Origin of the sequence: Nesterenkonia sp. NBAIMH1, assembly GCF_007922635.1 — a bacterium.
GTDB classification, from domain to species: Bacteria; Actinomycetota; Actinomycetes; order Actinomycetales; family Micrococcaceae; genus Nesterenkonia; species Nesterenkonia pannonica.
On record NZ_CP042335.1, the window covers coordinates 2,542,706 to 2,557,584 of the forward strand.

Consider the following 14,879-nt stretch of genomic DNA (forward strand, 5'->3'; position numbering starts at 1 on the left):
TCACCTAAGGAAGCGACCCCATGGCCAACCACTGGTTCGAAACAGTCTCCCTCGCCGAGCAGCGGGCCAAGGAGCACCTGCCGCCCTCCGTATACGGCGCGCTGATAGCCGGTTCAGAGAAGGGCGTGACCATCGAGCAGAACAAGGAAGCCTTCGCTCAGATCGGCTTCGCGCCGCACGTGGCCGGGCACAAGCCTCACCGCGAACTGAGCACAGAAGTCATGGGCATGCAGCTCTCCATGCCTGTGCTGATCTCCCCCACAGGAGTGCAGGCGGTGCACCCAGAAGGAGAGATCGCGGTGGCGCGCGCTGCCGCCAATAGGGGCACCGCCATCGGATTGAGCTCCTTCGCATCAAAGTCGGTCGAAGACGTCGCAGCGGCGAACGAGAACACGCTCTTCCAGATGTACTGGTGCGGCACCCGGGAGCAGATGCTGCAGCGCATGGACCGCGCAAAGAAGGCCGGCGCTCGAGGCATTATCGCCACCCTGGACTGGTCCTTCTCCAACGGACGGGACTGGGGGAGCCCCTGGATCCCCGAGCGCTTGGACCTCAGAACAGCCATGAAGTTTGCGCCCCAGGCGCTCACTCGCCCGAAATGGCTCTACAGCTTCCTGAAATCTGGCCGCGTTCCCGACCTCACCGCACCGAATCTCCAGGCACCCGGGGGAGAAGCGCCCACCTTCTTCGGCGCCTATGGAGAATGGATGGGCACCCCACCGCCTACCTGGGAAGATGTCGCCTGGCTGCGCGAGCAGTGGGACGGACCATTCATGCTCAAGGGCGTCACCCGCATCGACGACGCAAAACGTGCTGTGGATGCCGGCGTCACCGCGATCTCAGTATCGAATCACGGGGGCAACAACCTTGACACAACGCCGGCGACCATCCGTGTGCTGCCCGGCATTGCGGAGGCCGTGGGCGACGAGATCGAAGTGCTCCTCGACGGCGGTGTCCGCCGCGGCTCCGATGTGGCTAAGGCCGTGGCACTGGGTGCCAAGGCGGTGATGATCGGGCGGGCCTACCTCTGGGGTCTGGCCGCGAATGGTCAAGCCGGCGTCGAAAACGTCCTGGACATCATGCGCGGAGGTCTGGAGGCCGCGGTTCTCGGGCAGGGCAAGGCGTCGATTCACGATCTCTCTCCCGACGACCTTGTGGTGCCGGAAGGATTCTTCCTGCGCCTGGGGGAGCCCCGTGACACTGCGGGTCCGGTGGTCGACACCAGGAACTCGACGAGTCGCACAACAGCCGCCAGCGACGCCGCTGCGACGGGGCCGGCCCCGCAGCCTCGACCGACTGCCGCCCTCAGCAGCCAATGATGCAGACCGTCGGGCCCCAGCTGCAGCTCAGCCGATGGCCGTGGCCGGAGATTCACGAGCCCGTTGTTCTGCTGCCGCTGGGATCCACCGAGCAGCACGGCCCCCACCTGCCGGTCGATACTGACACCCGCATCGCGCAGGCTGTCGCCGAGCATCTGGGGCAGCGTCTCAGCGCCGACTCCGAGAACGTCCTCATCGCTCCCGCGGTCGCCTACGGAGCCAGCGGGGAGCATGCCGGCTTTCAGGGCACCATCTCGATCGGGCATGAAGCACTGGGCGGTCTGCTGCTGGAATACGGCCGCTCTGTGTCGGACTGGGCGGCGAGGCTCGTGATTGTCAACGGTCACGGTGGGAACGTGGCGTCCCTGTCCCGTGCGGTGCCCCGCCTTCGCTACGAGGGCAGGGAGACCGGATGGCTGCCGTGCGCCAACGGCTATGGCCTGCCCGGTCCGGAAGAGGACGCGCACGCGGGCCGAGTGGAGACCTCACTGATGCTGCACATTCAGCCTGATCTCGTTCACCTGTCCAAGGCAGAACCAGGCGTCACCGAGCCGTTGGAGAAGATTCTGCCTGACCTGATGGCGGGCGGGGTCAAAGCAGTGGCGTCCAACGGTGTGCTGGGTGACCCCACAGGCGCCGATCCAGCCGAGGGAGAAGAGCTGCTCAGCTCTGTCGTCGAGAGCGTCTATCGTCGCTACCGGGCATGGAATGTGGCAGAGACCGGCTGTCTCGCCCTGCCGGCGGAGCAGCGATCAGGATGATAGAGGACTGACGAAGCAGTGAGCATATGAGCACCCCGGGAGAGGACAGGCTGGCTCTGCCGCTCGGCGCCTCAGTGCGGCTCAACGCCCACACATACGTGTTCGACGCAGGACGGATCCTCATGGGAGGCTCCCCCTCCCGAGTGGCGCGGCTCACCCCCCAGGCGGCACAGGCGTTCTCGCATGCAGATTCGGACCATGACCGAAAGACGCTGCCTCAGAAGGGGCGGCGGCTCACGATCACGGGGGCGACCAGCCAACGTGTAGCCGGATACCTGGTGAGGGCCGGCATGGCCGATCCCGAGCCGGAGACCCTGCCAGCACTGAGCACCGCTGACATCACCGTCGTCATCCCCTGCTTTCGCAGAACCGAGGCGCTGCGCAGGCTGCTGCAGAGTGTCGCCGCGGAGCTTCCCACCTCCTCGGTGATCGTCGTCGACGACGCCTCCGGCGACGCCAGCCCGCAGATCGCAGCTCTCTGCAGGACCTTCGGCGCCCAGGTCATGAGACTCCCTGAGAACGGAGGACCCGCGGCCGCGAGAAACCATGGGCTGGCACAGGTGCAGACTCAATTCGTCGTGTTCATCGACACAGACGTCGTGCTGCGCGCCGGCAGCATCCCCCTGCTGCTGCGACACTTCGCAGATCCGCAGCTCGCTGCCGCAGCTCCCCGCGTTCGGGGCCTTCCGCAGAAAGAGTCAAGCTGGGTCCTGAGGTACGAGAACGCCCGGTCCTCACTGGACCATGGTCCGGATGCCTCCTCAGTGCGCCCGCACTCGCCACACTCCTGGCTCTCGACCACCTGCCTGCTCGCCCGAACCAGAGCAATCGGGGAAGGCTTCCGCGCTGACATGCGAGTGGCCGAGGATGTCGACCTCGTGTGGCGCCTGGTCCATGACGGGTGGCGAGTCCGCTACGAGCCGCAGTCCGTCGTCGAGCACCAGCACCGTTCCAGCGTGGAAGCCTGGCTCGGCCGCAAGTTCATCTACGGCACCGGAGCGGCGCTGCTGGCACAGCGGCACGGAGCACTCGTCGCCCCTGCTGTGATGTCTCCATGGGCGGGCATCGTTCTGGGCGCGCTCGCAGCCCAGAGGGCCTGGTCAGTGCCTGCGGCATCCGCCGCCACCCTGATCGCCACGGCGGTCAATCTCCATCGGCTGCGCAGGACGACGCCAGAGCTGGGCGCACGCACGGTGCTGGCCCTCCGGCTGTCGACCTTCGGACTGACCTCCGCGGCAGCCCAGGGTCTGGCACTGACGCTTCGCCACTGGTGGCCTGCGGTCGCAGCTGCCGCGAGCATCTCTCCGCGCGCTCGCCGTCTTGTGCTGATGGCCGCACTTGCAGATGCAGGATGGGAGTACGGGCGGCTGAAACCCCGGATGGACCCCTTCCGCTTCGCCCTGGCCCGTCGGCTGGACGACTGCGCCTACGGCCTGGGTGTGTGGATCGGGGCGTGGCGTGCGCGTTCAGTCCGAGCGCTGCTGCCGACGCGACCCAAGCGGTCCCGGGGTTAGCTGCTGCGCAGCGGCCGCACGGGGCCGTCGCCGCCTCCTCCACGTTCCATGTGATGGAACGAACTCTGTTCGAGGACGCGAAGCCGGTGACCATGAGTGAGTGACGCAGCACTCTCTAGCATGAAGGACCCATCGTGACAGAACAGACCCCAGACCTGGTCCATGACCTCATCATCGTCGGCTCCGGCCCTGCGGGCTACACCGCTGCCGTCTACGCGGCCCGAGCCAACCTGAAGCCCATACTGCTGGCCGGATCGGTGACCGCAGGCGGTGAGCTGATGAACACCACCGATGTGGAGAACTACCCAGGCTTCCCCGAAGGAATCATGGGGCCCGACCTCATGATGAAGATGGAGCAGCAGGCGCGTCGCTTCGGCACCGACATCCGTCACGAGGACGCCGCGGCACTGATCCTGGACCGCCCCATCAAGGAGATCACCACCGGCGCCGGAGCCGTGCTGCACTCGAGGGCCGTCATTCTCGCCACCGGGTCGGCTTACCGTGAGCTGGGCGTGCCCGGGGAGAAGGAATTCTCAGGGCACGGAGTGAGCTGGTGCGCCACCTGCGACGGCTTCTTCTTCCGTGAGCAGCACATCGCCGTGGTCGGCGGCGGCGACTCCGCCATGGAGGAAGCCCTCTTTCTGACCAAGTTTGCCTCCCGTGTGACGGTCGTGCACCGCCGTGAGGAGCTTCGAGCCTCCAGAATCATGGAGGATCGGGCGAAGGCCAATGAGAAGATCAGCTTCCTCTGGAACGCGGAGGTGACCGAGGTTCAGGGCGAAGACAAGGTCAGTCGCCTGATTCTCCGGGACACCGTGACCGGAGATGCGTCCGTGCTCGACGTCACAGGAGTGTTCGTCGCGATCGGTCACGACCCCCGCACGGCGCTGTTCCGAGACCAGCTGAGGCTCACTGACGCGGGCACTGCCTGGGTCGACGGTCGAAGCTCCAGGACCTCCCTCCCCGGCGTCTTCGCTGCCGGGGACGTTCTGGACCCCACGTATCGCCAGGCCGTCACTGCGGCAGGCTCAGGCTGCACCGCTGCGATCGACGTGGAGCACTGGCTGGCTGATGCGGCGGAGTCCGACGCGGCCGACGACGCGGCTCTGCAGACCGCGGGGTGACGAAGCCGGACCGCTACGCCATGGCGCGCGCGATCATCTCTCCGATGAACACTGCAGTGTTCGCCGGTCCCCGCGAGGGAGCTGAGGGCAGCAGAGACAGGTCCGCCACTCGCAGACCTTCCACGCCGTGCACCACTCCTGCGGAGTCCGTCACAGAGTCGGCGCGGGACGCCGGTCCCATCCTCGCGCTGCCGCACGTGTGGAAGCGGAGACCGATATGTGCGCGCAGCCACCTCTGCCACGTCGCCTTGTCGTCCATCACCGCCCCCAGATGTTCTCCGGCTGAATCCGCAAGAAGTGCGCGCACAGGTTCCGCGTCCAGCACATCCACCGCGGTCCGCATGCCGACGCGGAGCCTCTCCAGGTCCTCCTCGGCAGTGAGGAAGCGGTAGTCGATGCTCGGCGGAGTGAACGGACTGTTCGAACGGAGCGAAATCAGACCTCGGGATTCGGGGCGCTGGAGTCCGACCATCAGCGAGTAGGTTCGCCGCGCGAGCTCAGTTTCAATTCCGAAGAGGCGGCTGTGGGGCACCGACGTCAGGAGCAGCTCGATATCACCTCGTTCTGCTGATCGGGGCTCAGCGGCCTGCCGCGTTCCGCCCCCCGGCGCACCGTCTCGCCGGGTTCCGGCAGAAAAGTTCCAGGACAGCGTGAAAGCTGCTGCGGCGTCGGTCTGCTCAACCCCCGGGCGCACCACCAGGGGGAGGCTGACGTCCGGATGCTCGCTCACTCCCTGGCCCACGCCGGGAAGGTCTGCACGCACGCTCACTCCGTGACGGTGCAGCTGTTCGGCCGGCCCGATCCCGGACAGAAGGAGCAGCTGCGGTGTTGCGATAGCCCCTGCGGTGAGCACCACTTCTCCGCAGTCGATGCTCTCCACGCCGGCGGCAATGCCTCCATGGGCAGCAGCACTGACGTCAACTCCGACGACTCGCCGTCCATGAAGGCGCAGTCTGAGCGCGCGAGAGCTGCCCCGGACCTCCAGGTTGGGCCGCTCCCTGGCCGGTGCCGCGTACTGCATCCCGGGATGCAGTCGGACACCGCCGATTGAGTTCATCGGCACAGGACCTATACCGGGTATGCCACCGGCGTTCTTGTCCGCTTCCCACACGGCACCGCCGCTGAGCGCTGCGGCGAGGAAGCAGTCGTCCAATGGTCCTGATGCACCCTCGCGCGGAGACTGTGTCCACGCGCGAGCAATCTTCATGGGCCCCGTTCTGCCATGCAGCGTCGAATCCGGATAGTCCAGGTCCGTCTCGAGTGCTCGGAGAATCGGGAGGGCGTTGGGGTACGACCATGACGAGTGGCGCGGATCGTCGCCGGAGGCGGCCGCCCATTCGGCGAAGTCTCCCGGGTGGGCCCTTACGAAGTACCCCCCATTGATGGCCATCGACCCGCCCAAGGCCCTGCCGCGGGCCACCTTCCACTCCCGCCCCTCGAACAGGGAACTGGGGTAGTCCCAGTTCAGGTCGTGGCCTGAGCCGGCTGACTGGAGGGAGCTCGCCGGCTGCGTGTCTCCGGTGTGCGTCTCGCCCGCTCCGGGGACTGGCCCAGCTTCGATGAGCAGAACAGACATGTCTGGGTTCTCGCTGAGTCGGGCCGCAAGGGCGCAGCCGGAGGCTCCGCCGCCTACCACCACGACGTCGTAGTGCTTGGTCATGTCGTCAGCCGGCGAACACTGCGCGGACGTCGTGAAAACCGCCGCTGATCAAGTCAGCCAGCACGAGTGAATCATCGACCAGCCACTCCTCGTAGGCCGACAGGCTGATGCCCAGACACACCTGGCCCAGGGTGATCGCCATATGGGAGTCCCGCGCCACGCCGAGACGCTCTGCCACGAACTCTGCCACCACCCTCCTCCAGGCCTGGTACCGGAGGGCAGAATGGGCCACCAGGGTCGGGGTGGTCAGGAGGACCGTCATGCGTTGACGCAGAAAAGGGACTTCATCGTGCGGAAAGCGGTTGAAGTCGACGACCGATTCCCGCAGTGCGTCGAAGAGCGGGGTCTCTGCGGGTGCTTGAGCCAGCCGGGAACGCATCCGGAGCAGGAGACCGTCGAAATCGCCCCATGGCAAGTCATTCTTAGAAGAGAAGTATCGGAAAAAGGTGCGACGGCCAATGCCTTCGGCTTCCGCGATGTCTTCGACCGTGACATGGTCGAATCCATACTTGATGAAGAGATCCAGACCAGTGCGGCCCAGGCTGTCAGCAGTGGTCAGTCGCGCTCTGCCCACCCGCCTGGGAGGGCTCTTGCCTGGCGCTGCTGCAACAGCCTGCATCACACCTTCACCTCAGCACGACTCGCTCAAGTCCCACATCACTCTTCCGCCTGACAGTAGTCGGAGGGGGTTTTTCCCTCCATCTCTTCTCATCGACACTCTGTGCCAATACTATGATGCATATCACGTTCTGAATCCGCTGTCTCGAATTTCCTGACGGCTCAATCGAAAGGACTGTCCCATGAACGACCACATCGAGCCCGACCGAACGGACGCAGAGGACACAGAGAGCACAGTGGAGGCGGATTCGTTGATCGAGGAAGTCTCCATCGACGGCATGTGCGGCGTGTACTGAGTCTCCCGTGACAGTGTTTGACCCAGAATCGGCGTGGAAGCTGAGTTCACAGGTGTCGGTGCGGCCTGAGCCGTTCGGCGCCCTGCTGTACCACTTTGGAACCCGCAAGCTGTCCTTTCTCAAGGACCGCACCTTGGTGCAGATCGTCGAGTCCCTGCGCGACCAGCCCAGTGCTCGTGCGGCAATCGTCGCCGCCGGCGTAGCGGAACCGTATCAGGACGTCTACATCAGGGCCGTGAGCTCTTTGGTGGACTCGAACATGGTGGTCGCCCAAGAAGCCTAGACGAACAGACGCAGAGGAGGGGCTGGAGATGATCATCTCCAGCCCCTCCTCTGCGTCTGCGGGGCAGCTACACCGATGCCGCGGCCGCCGCCGGCCGGGCCGGCCGGTTCGGCAGCATCTGGCCAGGCTCCAGCGGGAAGTGGCACGCGACTTTGTGCGGCCTGCGGCTGCCGTCGTCCACGTCGCTGGGGATCGGTTCAACCTCGGCGCAGATATCCTGCGCCAAAGGGCAGCGCGTGCGGAAGCGACAGCCGGACGGGGGGTCCAGCGGGGACGGCGGATCGCCCTTCAGCGGGACGGGCCGTTTGGCCTCTCCGGTCTCGACGTTCAGTATCGGAATCGAATCCAGCAGGGCGCGGGTGTAGGGGTGCCGGGGAGCGTCATAGATGGTCTCGGCCGGTCCGATCTCTGCCAGTTGGCCGAGGTGCATCACTGCGACTGAATCACTGATCTGCTTGACCGTGGCCAAGTCGTGAGCGATGAAGAGGTAGGCCAGGCCAATGTCCTGGCGCAGCTCCTCGAAGAGGTTGAGCACTTGGGCTTGAATGAGCACGTCCAAGGAGGAGATGGCCTCATCGCAGATGATGAGAGCCGGCTCGAGCGCGACAGCGCGGGCGATGGCTACGCGCTGGGCCTGCCCGCCGGAAAGCTCTATGGGTCGGCGATTGCAGTAGATGCTGGGGTCGAGGCCGACGATCTCCAGGAGCTTCTCGACGCGCTCCCGACGCTGCTGCTTGGACATATTGGTATGCCCCAGCATGGGTTCGGAGATGACATCAGACACGCGCCAGCGGGGGTTCAGCGAGCCGAAGGGGTCCTGATACACCATCTGCATTTCGGCGCGGACGGCCCGAAGGTCCTTTCGGGACATGCCGCTCATGCGCCTGCCGCGAAACTCGACGGTCCCCGAAACTGGCTCCTCCACGTTGATCACGGCGCGGGCCAATGTCGATTTTCCGGAGCCCGTCTCACCGACGATGCCCAGAGCTTCGCCCGGGTACAGCTCGAACGAGACGCCGGATAGCGCATGCACTGTTCCGGTCTTCACGCCTCCCGGCCCGCGGGTGGCGTATTCCTGGACCAAATCTTTGACCACGAGCAGCGGCTCCTGCTCCGAAGCCGCCCCACTGTGCGCGGCGGAATCTGGCACTTCCCGTGTGGATGCGGAGGGCACAGTGCCGATGTTCGCTGATCTGCCGGTCATCGTTTGGCTCTTTCATCTAGTGATGACGCGAATCCATCGCGTCCTTCTGTCGATGCTGGCTCCTCGGAATGGGCGCCTTGCTGCCCCTCTGCCGTGAGAAGCTCTGCGGTTCCCGCAGTCTCCAGCCGCTGACCGCCGACGGGATGCCAGCACGCGTAGCTGTGCTGGTCGTTCTGCTGCGCCAATGGCGGTTCCTCCTCCGTGCACACGTCCGTGGCGCGGGGGCAGCGTGGAGCAAAGGGGCACCCCTGCGGCAGGCTGCTCAGGTCCGGGGGGTGTCCTCCGATGACCGTGAGTTTGGAATGCGGGACTGTGGTGAGCTGCGGAACGGCCCCCAGGAGTGCCTTGGTGTAGGGCATCTGCACGTTGCTGAACAAGGATTTGGTGTTCGCGTGCTCGACGACCTTGCCTGCATACATCACCATCACATCGTGCGCATAGTTCGCAGCCAGGCCGATGTCGTGGCTGATCATGATGACCGCAGTTCCCAGCCGCTCCTGAATGTCCACGAGCAGCTCCATGATCTGAGCCTGGGTGGTGACGTCCAATGCTGTCGTGGCTTCGTCCGCGATGAGAACTTTGGGGTCCGAGGCCAACGCTATCGCGATGACGATGCGCTGCCGCATGCCCCCGGAGAGCTGGTGGGGATACTGACTGATCCGCGTTTCCGGCGAGGGCAGACGCACCAGCTTGAGAAGCTCGATGGCCTTCGCTTCGGCGGCGTGCTTCTTCATCGGGCTATGGAGCCGTATTGCCTCCATAATCTGGCTTCCCACATTCATCGTCGGGTTGAGGGATGCCGCCGGGTCTTGGAAGATCATGGCGATCTCTCGTCCGCGCACGCTCATCAGAGCCTTCTCGCTGAGACCGACGAGCTCCCGCCCGTTGAGCCGGACCGATCCGGTCACTTTCGCACTCGGCGGCAGGAGCCCCATCAGGGCCCGCACTCCGACCGACTTGCCGGAGCCGGACTCGCCGATGATGGCCAAAGTCCGGCCGGGGGACAGCTGATAGTTCAGGCCATTGACTGCTTGGACCTCGCGACCGTGTTTGGCGAACACCACTCGGAGGTTCTCAACCGTCAGCACTGGCGCATTCTCTGGTCCTGGCTCGTTCTGATCCACGTGGCTCCTCTCTGCCTGCAGTGAGCTCATCGTGTGTTCACCTCATCTCGAATGCTCTCGCCCAAGAGGTTGAACGACAGCACGGTCACCAAGAGTGCCAGGGCAGGCCACAGCACAAGCTGCGGGGTGGCGGACATTGACTGTTGGGCCTCATAGACCATGTTTCCCCAACTGGGGTTGGGTGCGGGGATGCCCAGGCCCAAGAAGGACAGCGCACCCTCCGTCACGATCACTATCGCCATGCCAAGCATCAGGAAATTCGTCAGCTGCGGCACAATATTGGGAACGATGTGGCGGAAAAGAATGCGCCACCACGGGCTGCCCGCCAATTGAGCCGCCTGGAGATACGGCATGCTCATGACTTTCATCGTCGATGAGCGTGCGATGCGCGCCACGGCGGGAATGCTGAATGCTGTCAGCGCAATGATGGTGTTCGGCAGGCTCGGCCCCAAGACCTGAGCCAAGACGATCACGAGGACCAGTGAGGGGAACGCGATGAGAACATCCAGGACTCTCATGATCGCGGTGTCGGATTTTCCTCCGAGATAGCCCGAGACCGCTCCGACCGATCCGCCGACCACCAAGCCTATGACGTTGACGGCTATGCCGACGGTGAGAGAGGCCTGGCCGCCGTGGATGAGCCGCGACAGGACATCGTTGCCGTTGACGTCGGTGCCCAGAGGGTGGCCGGGCGACCCGGGGGGCAGTGCGCTGTCCAGCACGCTGCCCCCCACCGGGGACTGCAGCGGCAGGACGTACGGCCCCACAAAGCAGAGCAGGATCAGCAGTACGACGGTGCTGCCCGAAAGCCAGGTGATCATGCGGCGCCTGAACGTGGACCAGCGAACGCCGGCTCGCGGTGAGGTCGGAGCAGGGGCGGCGGCTCCGAGTTCGGGCCTGGTTGGTGCACTAGTGACTGCCATATCGAATCCTAGGGTCGAGAACGGCATACATGATGTCGACGAAGAGGTTGGCGAATATTGCGACCGCCGCGAAGATGAACACGCAGCTCTGCACGACCGCAAGATCCAGGCTGATCACGCCTTGCAGCATCAGCATTCCCATGCCGGGCATGGCGAAGATCTGCTCAATGATGACCGTTCCGCCGATGAGTGCTCCGATGTTCAGTCCCACGAGTGTGAGCAGCCCGAAGCTGGAGTTCCTGAATGCATGGAGCCAGAGAATCCGCCAGATGCCTGCGCCCTTGGCGCGAGCTGTATCGATGTAGCCGGCTCCGAGCAGCTGCTCGCCCAGATCACCTCGAAGGAAGCGAGCGTAGAAGCATGCCATCGGGATGGCGAGAGCCAGCACCGGCAGGGTGACGGAGCGCAGATTGTCGATCAGGCTGACCTGGACAGGAACATAGCCGATGGCCGGCAGCATCTGCAGGGTCACTGCGAAGACCAGAACAAGAAGCAGAGCCATCACAAAGTTGGGTATGGCGAGCAGAGTCATGGAGAGCACCATGATGAGACGGTCGACAATTCCGCCGGGCTTCCGCGCAGCGAGAAGCGCGACCGGCAGAGCCAGCGCCACCGAGAGCACGAACGCCAATCCGACCAGTTCAAGCGTCACGGGAAGTCGCTCGGAGAGCAGCTCGGCGACCGGTCGGCCATTCACGGATGAGACGCCGAGGTCACCTCGGAGAAACCCGAACAGCCACGTGATGTAGCGCTCGGGAGCCGGACGGTCGAGCCCCATGCGCTCGCGCACCGCCTGGACCTGCTCCTCCGTGGCGTCCATGCCGGCCTCATTCCGGGCAGGATCCCCTGGCATGGCTTCGAGCAGGATGAAGACGAGAATACTCACTGCAAGAAGAAGCGGTACGGCCAGCAGCACCCTGCGGCCGATGAGCCTCAGGAGCGGGGAGCCGGCCGCCCGGCCCAAGAAGCTGCCGGGCTTCTTGGACCGAGGGCTGGTGACCTGCGTGTCGGCATTCGAGGTCATTCTTGCTCTATCCAAACGCGGTCGTAGAGGACCTGCTGGTTCACCGCGAGGGCGGGGATGGGTTCGGTCAGCCCCGGACCATAGACGCCATCGCGAACTACCTGGGCGGGGCTGAAGGCGGGGCCGAAGGGTGCGTAGGCCTCTTCTGAGATGTACTCGGAGATCTCCTCATAGAGCTCCTGACGCTCATCTTCGTCAGTCGTGGAGGCCGCCTCATTGAGCAGCTCATCAAGCTCGGTCTCCAAGCCTTCCGCCTGTGCTTCTTCCACGGTCTCAGCGCCCTCAGGCAGCGGCGTGCCGCTGTATGGGGAGGTCGAGCCGAAGCGGACGTTCACGCCGATGCCGGCGGCAGGGTCCCACGCGCCGGCGGTTTGGAGGACGGATTCCCACTCCCCGCCGACGAAGTTGGTGATGATGTCCCCCAAACCAGCGGAGTTGATGATCACATCGATGCCTGCTTCCTGCCACTGTGTCTGCAGCGCTGTGGTGACCTGCCGTGCTGTGGAGAGATCGGTGGTGCTCAGCTCCACTTCCAGACCGCCGATCTCCTCCACCAGCTCGGCGGCCCGCTCGACGTCGTGTTCGCGGTAGCCGGGCACTTCTGCGTGGTGGAACAGCCCGCCGGAGGCCGTGAAGGACTCGCTCATGTCACCCTCGCCGTTGAAGAGCCCTTCATTGATGGCCTCAAAGTCGGTGGCGTAGTAGATGGCCTCGCGAGCGCGTTCATCGTCGAAGGGCTCGGTGCGGGTGTTCAGCTGAACCACATACGGGGAGGTGGGAGCACCAAGGTGGACGCTCAGATCTGGGTTCTGTTCAGCTTCGCCGATGAGGTTCACGTCGCTCAGACCTTCAACAACGTCTCCCTGACCAGCTTGAATGGTTTGGTAGCCGACCTGGTCACCCCCGACGGACTGGAAGTTCAGCGCGTCAAGGTAGGGGAGATCGTCCTGGTAGTAGTTGTCGTTGCGCTCCATCTCCAGCCGCTCATTCTGCTGGTTGCTCGTGACGATGAAGGGGCCTGCCCCCACGGGTGACCTGCTGAACTCTTCCCCGCCCGATTCTGCGTAGGCTGTGGGTGAGCCGACATAGTTCAGGTTCGTTCCTGGGAAGCCATTGAGCAGCGCGGCGTTGGGGTTCGACAGGTGAATCTCCACAGTCCTGTCATCGACGGCCTGAATGGCGCCCAGCCGAGACATGATGAGATCTTCGTCCACGTCATCGGGAAGGGCGTCGAAGAGGCTGTCCAGCCATTCGTCGTCCAGTTCGGGCGCTTCCCGCTCCAAGTCGAAGTCCACGTCCACTGTGGCAGTGCTGCCCCAGCTGATCGCTCGAATCCAGTTCCACACGACGGCATCGGCGTCCATCGGCGTGCCGTCGGAGAACTCAATCCCCTCTCGGAGGGTGACAGACAGTGTGAGCTCGTCCTCCGACCACTCCGCGCTTTCGGCCTGGTTCGGCACAAGCTCTGCGCCGTCCCCGTCCTCTTCGGGCTCCAGAAGGAAGAGCCCGCCGAAGATTGCCGCGTTCTGGCCCAGGTTGGCCCCTACGCTGTTGCTCCTGGCGGGGTCGAGGCCCGTTGACCAGTCTCCGGCGAAGGCGGCGTCCAGAATCGCGGTGAGCTCCCCGCCCTGCTGCGGTTCGCCGGCTTCTTCTCCATCGCCGTTGGCGCTGCCGTCGCCGTTGCCGTTGCCGTTCCCGCCAGCGGCGCCGCCCCCGTCGTCGCCGCACGAGACGAGCGCTAGGGCTCCCACTGCGGCGACCGTGAGGAGCCGCAGGTAGGCGGGCTGACGTGCTGACGAGTCTGTGTCCCTCATGACAAGTTCCCCTTAGAACGATAGTGCGGAGTACTTCCCGAGCATCCACCGGAGTATGTTCCTCCGGTCTTCAAAGCCTGACGGATGTGTGTGAGCCGAATCACATTCCTTCCGTCGGGAGGAAGTGCAATACGGGAGTCCGGGAGGACGCCCACGAACGCACATGACCCGTGCCTGCAGAGCCTTCTGCGGGCACGGGTCGACGATCGGCGTCAGGCTGACAGGCCCAGCCATCGGTAGGCGTTGTGATGGCTGATGTTCTCCCACTCGGCGGCAGGCAGATCCATGGACTTCAGCGTCTTCGCGGCCGGCTCCTCGCGCAGCATGGCCGGGAAGTCTGAGCCGACCATGAGACGGTCCGAGCCGAGGAGGTCGATGAGGTACCGGATGGTCCGGCGGTCGAAGACCATCGAGTCGTAGTAGAAGCGCCTGGCGTATTCCAGAGGCGAAGGTCCATCATCCGGCATTACCGCACGCTCCAGGTTCTTCGGCTCCTCATTCCATGAGCCGCCCCAGAAATAGTTGGCGCGGGGAAGCATCATGGGGAAGCCGCCGGCGGCGTGGCTGAAGGAGACGCGCAGGTTCGGACAGGCAGCTGCTGTGCCGCCGAGGATCAGCGACGCGGCCGCATACATGCCCTCGATGCCGACTACGTAGGTGCCCATGGCAGACATCGGGAGTCGGTCATTGGGGGAGGGCATAGCGTGGACGAAGAGGGCCAGATCCAAGCGCTCCAGCTCCTTGAAGAACTCCAGGAACTTCTCGTCGCCGATGGAGCTGCCCAGCACATTGGAGGCGATCTCCACCCCGGCGAGGCCCATCTCCTTGATGTGCTTCAGCTCCGTCGTGGCTGCCTCTGGATCCTGCATGGGGACCATGCCGAGACCGATGAGTCGCTGCGGCGAATGCGAGGTCAGCTCGACGGTGAACTCATTGGTGTGACGGGCAAGCGCCAGTCCGTCCGGTGACGGAAGGTCATAGCGCAGCAGGGGAGGCATGGGGCTGATCACCTCGACGTCCACCCCGGAAGCGTCCTGAGCCTCCAGGCGCTTCTCTGCTTCGAAGAAGACGTCCTTCGCCCGGAACCTCATCTGTCCGAAGATCAGCTGACGATCAGTGCTGTCGGGCACGGCTTCCATGGCGGGAAAGCAGGCGGGTGCGTCTGCAGGGTAGTCCTTGGGCAGATAGTGGGCATGTGCGTCAACGATCATCAGT

General features: G+C 64.6%; 14 protein-coding genes. 6 read left to right on the forward strand and 8 right to left on the reverse strand.

Going from position 1 to position 14,879, the window contains the following annotated elements:
* The first annotated feature begins 20 nt into the window (after positions 1–20).
* The 4 genes from mftD to trxB all read left to right on the forward strand — a co-directional run bounded on the left by mftD (position 21) and on the right by trxB (position 4,718).
* On the forward strand, positions 21–1,319 hold the full coding sequence (mftD, locus tag FS388_RS12245; RefSeq protein ID WP_146341661.1) for a pre-mycofactocin synthase MftD: 1,299 nt from the start codon (positions 21–23) through the stop codon (positions 1,317–1,319).
* Positions 1,316–2,080 carry a mycofactocin biosynthesis peptidyl-dipeptidase MftE gene (mftE, locus tag FS388_RS12250; RefSeq protein WP_146341662.1) on the forward strand — a complete coding sequence of 255 codons (765 nt, stop codon included), beginning with the start codon at positions 1,316–1,318 and terminating at the stop codon, positions 2,078–2,080. The genes mftD and mftE overlap by 4 nt, the downstream gene beginning before the upstream one ends.
* A 26-nt stretch (positions 2,081–2,106) precedes the next feature.
* Positions 2,107–3,594, forward strand: coding sequence for a mycofactocin biosynthesis glycosyltransferase MftF (gene mftF, locus FS388_RS12255; RefSeq protein WP_146341663.1), 1,488 nt, complete (start codon positions 2,107–2,109; stop codon positions 3,592–3,594).
* A gap of 134 nt (positions 3,595–3,728) precedes the next feature.
* Positions 3,729–4,718 (forward strand): thioredoxin-disulfide reductase, encoded by a 990-nt coding sequence (gene trxB / locus FS388_RS12260; protein WP_146341664.1) that lies wholly within the window; start codon positions 3,729–3,731, stop codon positions 4,716–4,718.
* A 13-nt stretch (positions 4,719–4,731) separates the two neighbouring features.
* On the opposite strand, the gene FS388_RS12265 is transcribed toward trxB, so the two are convergent.
* Entirely contained in the window at positions 4,732–6,378 is a 1,647-nt protein-coding gene (locus FS388_RS12265) for an FAD-dependent oxidoreductase (RefSeq protein ID WP_146341665.1), read from the reverse strand.
* 4 nt (positions 6,379–6,382) lie between these two features.
* On the reverse strand, positions 6,383–6,997 hold the full coding sequence (gene mftR / locus FS388_RS12270) for a mycofactocin system transcriptional regulator (protein WP_146341666.1): 615 nt from the start codon (positions 6,995–6,997) through the stop codon (positions 6,383–6,385).
* A gap of 181 nt (positions 6,998–7,178) precedes the next feature.
* Between mftR and mftA the strand changes: the two genes are divergently transcribed.
* A complete protein-coding gene (gene mftA / locus FS388_RS12275; protein ID WP_146341667.1) occupies positions 7,179–7,292 on the forward strand; it encodes a mycofactocin precursor MftA in 114 nt (37 codons plus the stop codon).
* A gap of 7 nt (positions 7,293–7,299) precedes the next feature.
* On the forward strand, positions 7,300–7,575 hold the full coding sequence (gene mftB, locus FS388_RS12280) for a mycofactocin biosynthesis chaperone MftB (protein WP_146341668.1): 276 nt from the start codon (positions 7,300–7,302) through the stop codon (positions 7,573–7,575).
* Positions 7,576–7,642: 67 nt separating this feature from the next.
* Here the strand turns inward: mftB and FS388_RS12285 are convergent, their stop codons facing one another.
* The 6 genes from FS388_RS12285 to FS388_RS12310 all read right to left on the reverse strand — a co-directional run bounded on the left by FS388_RS12285 (position 7,643) and on the right by FS388_RS12310 (position 14,875).
* Complete coding sequence (locus FS388_RS12285; protein WP_146341669.1) at positions 7,643–8,779, reverse strand: ABC transporter ATP-binding protein; 1,137 nt, start codon at positions 8,777–8,779, stop codon at positions 7,643–7,645.
* On the reverse strand, positions 8,776–9,903 hold the full coding sequence (locus tag FS388_RS12290; RefSeq protein WP_210410198.1) for an ABC transporter ATP-binding protein: 1,128 nt from the start codon (positions 9,901–9,903) through the stop codon (positions 8,776–8,778). The genes FS388_RS12285 and FS388_RS12290 overlap by 4 nt, the downstream gene beginning before the upstream one ends.
* Before the next feature lie 26 nt (positions 9,904–9,929).
* The gene (locus FS388_RS12295; RefSeq protein WP_146341671.1) at positions 9,930–10,724 is read right to left on the reverse strand and encodes an ABC transporter permease; all 795 of its coding nucleotides are present in this window, start codon (positions 10,722–10,724) and stop codon (positions 9,930–9,932) included.
* Positions 10,725–10,812: 88 nt separating this feature from the next.
* Positions 10,813–11,850, reverse strand: a complete 1,038-nt coding sequence (locus FS388_RS12300) for an ABC transporter permease (RefSeq protein ID WP_146341672.1) — start codon at positions 11,848–11,850, stop codon at positions 10,813–10,815.
* Entirely contained in the window at positions 11,847–13,664 is a 1,818-nt protein-coding gene (locus FS388_RS12305) for an ABC transporter substrate-binding protein (RefSeq protein ID WP_146341673.1), read from the reverse strand. The genes FS388_RS12300 and FS388_RS12305 overlap by 4 nt, the downstream gene beginning before the upstream one ends.
* 212 nt (positions 13,665–13,876) lie before the next feature.
* Positions 13,877–14,875 (reverse strand): amidohydrolase family protein, encoded by a 999-nt coding sequence (locus FS388_RS12310; protein WP_146341674.1) that lies wholly within the window; start codon positions 14,873–14,875, stop codon positions 13,877–13,879.
* Positions 14,876–14,879: the final 4 nt, after the last annotated feature.

Excerpts from the sequence above, each read along its gene's own strand:
- mftF (WP_146341663.1), top strand. The coding sequence starts at position 2,107 with ATGAGCACCCCGGGAGAGGACAGGCTGGCTCTGCCGCTCGGCGCCTCA.
- mftD (WP_146341661.1), top strand. The coding sequence starts at position 21 with ATGGCCAACCACTGGTTCGAAACAGTCTCCCTCGCCGAGCAGCGGGCC.
- FS388_RS12300 (WP_146341672.1), bottom strand. The coding sequence starts at position 11,850 with ATGACCTCGAATGCCGACACGCAGGTCACCAGCCCTCGGTCCAAGAAG.
- mftE (WP_146341662.1), top strand. The coding sequence starts at position 1,316 with ATGATGCAGACCGTCGGGCCCCAGCTGCAGCTCAGCCGATGGCCGTGG.
- FS388_RS12295 (WP_146341671.1), bottom strand. The coding sequence starts at position 10,724 with ATGATCACCTGGCTTTCGGGCAGCACCGTCGTACTGCTGATCCTGCTC.
- FS388_RS12310 (WP_146341674.1), bottom strand. The coding sequence starts at position 14,875 with ATGATCGTTGACGCACATGCCCACTATCTGCCCAAGGACTACCCTGCA.
- FS388_RS12265 (WP_146341665.1), bottom strand. The coding sequence starts at position 6,378 with ATGACCAAGCACTACGACGTCGTGGTGGTAGGCGGCGGAGCCTCCGGC.
- FS388_RS12285 (WP_146341669.1), bottom strand. The coding sequence starts at position 8,779 with ATGACCGGCAGATCAGCGAACATCGGCACTGTGCCCTCCGCATCCACA.
- mftA (WP_146341667.1), top strand. The coding sequence starts at position 7,179 with ATGAACGACCACATCGAGCCCGACCGAACGGACGCAGAGGACACAGAG.
- FS388_RS12305 (WP_146341673.1), bottom strand. The coding sequence starts at position 13,664 with ATGAGGGACACAGACTCGTCAGCACGTCAGCCCGCCTACCTGCGGCTC.
- mftR (WP_146341666.1), bottom strand. The coding sequence starts at position 6,997 with ATGCAGGCTGTTGCAGCAGCGCCAGGCAAGAGCCCTCCCAGGCGGGTG.